The organism is Bradyrhizobium sp. Ken01 (assembly GCF_055807355.1).
In genome coordinates this window covers 1-2444 of sequence record NZ_JBVVPC010000119.1, presented here as the reverse complement: position 1 = coordinate 2444, position 2444 = coordinate 1, and the positions used below count along the sequence as shown (strand labels likewise).

Below are 2444 nucleotides of genomic sequence, written 5' to 3'. Positions count from 1 at the left end.
AAGCTCTCGCCGGCGCAGGCGATGTATCACTTCCTGTCGGGCTACACCGCCAAGGTCGCGGGCACCGAGCGCGGTCTTGGCAACGAACCGCAGCCGGAATTCTCGACCTGCTTCGGTTCACCCTTCCTGCCGCTCGATCCATCCGTCTACGGCAACATGCTGCGCGATCTGATCGCCCAGCACAATGTCGATTGCTGGCTGGTCAACACCGGGTGGACCGGCGGCAAGTACGGCACCGGCTCGCGCATGCCAATCAAGGTAACGCGCGCGCTGCTCACCGCGGCGCTCGACGGCTCGCTTCGCAATGTCGAATTCCGTACCGACAAATATTTCGGCTTCGCGGTCCCGACCGCGCTGCCCGGCGTGCCGAGCGAGATCCTCAACCCGGTCAACACCTGGAAGGACAAGGACGAGTTCGACAAGACCGCCCGCACGCTGGTCGGCATGTTCCAGAAGAACTTTGCCAAGTTCGAAGCCCAGGTCGACACCGAGGTCCGCGCCGCTGCACCGGACGTGAAGCTCGCGGCGGAGTAAGGCTTCGCATCTCGTCCCTTTGCAGCGATCTCTTCACTCTCACTCCACGAACGCTCTTCCTTGCATATGACATTCCCGCAACCGAAGTGGATCTTTGGTCGCCAAGCGCGAAGATGCATCGCTGTCTGGGCCGCTCGTGGAGCTTCCATGCACGTCGCCCCGCCATGGCGTGATTTATCAAAGACGAGTATGCAACTTGGAAGATTGCTCTCGTAGCCGGTCGGACTTCGAGGGCAATATCCTGTCTATGCTCTAACTCCGAAGTATCTTGCGACATTTGAACTAACGTGCGAGCAGCCTCCGCCTCGGCGTCAGCCTGCCTTGCGAATTCCATGCTCCTGGTCTGGGAACAATTTCTTTCCCTCTCTGATAATGATCAAAACATACCCCTTCAGATCCATGGGGTCGATGAATGATGCTAGAATGATGAAATATTGCTAGAATACGGCATTTTGCGCACCCAGAAAGCTAGCCAGCCCTGGTTCTGCCTCGAGCTTGCTGTCCGCCAGAATGGCAGACTTAGCCCCGGCCTACCTTCACGACGGAATAGAAGTAAGCAGACCGATCCGGGAGGTTGCAAACGATACTGCAGAGGTGCAGCGCGCCGGCAGCTTGGCTTTCCGGCACATATCCCGGAACCAATTGCCAAAGCCAGCCGCGGTGAATGGATTGCCTCCCCGGTGATCAGAAACGTGAGCCGTTACTCATGGCCTAGCGTCGATCGCTTCCTGCAGCCTCGGCGTGACTTCGAAGTTGAAAGGTACGCCGGTCTTTTGCCTACGCATCGTCATCAGCCCCTTGCGAACGTGCTGGCGTCCCATGCGCACCACGTCGCACTTGGTCTGGCTCGCCTGCAGGAGGAGTTCGTATGCGAGCCGGGCCTCGTGTTCCCCGGGCATGGCAGGATTCGAACTGCTCACACTCCGACACATCCCACGATGATGGCCGATGGTTTCATCGTGATCAAAGGCGGAGCCGCGACTCGGTTTGAAAGCCTGCCACCGTGGACCGGCTACTAAACGGACAATCGCCTCAAATTTTAGAGGTTGTTTGAAGCAGCCTTTGCAATTTTGTGAGAGACAGGATGCAGCCATTGGAGGAAATCATGGTTGTTTTCGGGGTACTGCTTTTTCTGGTTTGTGCAATCTCGGTGATCTATCCGCTGCGCTTTCTTATGATACCCAAACGCATGGTGGCGGTCTGTGGCGTGATCGCCTCGCTCTTCATGATCGTTGCTAACGCGCCGCCGCCATCAAAAACCGCGAATGCTGCTGAGCGAACGCCTGCCTATACAAGCTCCGGCGGCTGCAAGACAGACATCAACGGCGACTTGAAGTGCTCGCACGAATCCCAGGTCAATTTGTTCGGGAGCAGCAGCCGCTCGACATCTGAAATGAAGTGCGGACAAAATCCCGTGACATTGGGTTACGAGTGCAAATCTTCGAGCAGCGCCTACTGAGAACGATAGGCCCGCCAACGAGAACCGGCGGGCCACACCGATTATTAAGTCCGCTGGCTTAGGATTGACATCGGGACGGGGCCATGGGGGACGTACGCGGCCTTGTGCTTGTGGTCGAGGGCCTGCCAACTCAGCCAGCCCCGGCGGGCCCTCCCACACCTTTGATGCACATTAAGCCTGCTTGCCGATTGTGACATAGATCATATTGCACGCGGGAAATGCTGCGGTACGATCACTCACCGAAGCTGGCTCCATATTTTTTAGATCTTTTTGACCCGGAATTTTTTGACCTAGCGCGGGCCGCAGCAGTATCCCCCTGCTGCGGCCTTTGTCGTGCCTCCCGCGGACTCCAGATAACGCCTTGCTAACGAAACTGAACCGCCCCGGGTTTGCCGGAGGCGGGTTTGGTTTAAGTTATGCCGCCATAGCTTGTTGTTCCAGCATGGCGTAG

2 protein-coding genes are annotated in these 2444 nt (G+C 57.4%); both read left to right on the top strand.

The features are described 5' to 3' along the window. The coding region (locus AC0L3S_RS38905) for a phosphoenolpyruvate carboxykinase (ATP) (RefSeq protein WP_473285230.1) at nucleotides 1-534 on the top strand (534 nt) is incomplete at its 5' end. A 1093-nt stretch (nucleotides 535-1627) separates the two neighbouring features. Then, nucleotides 1628-1993, top strand: a complete 366-nt coding sequence (locus tag AC0L3S_RS38900) for a hypothetical protein (protein WP_473285228.1) — start codon at nucleotides 1628-1630, stop codon at nucleotides 1991-1993. Nucleotides 1994-2444: the final 451 nt, after the last annotated feature.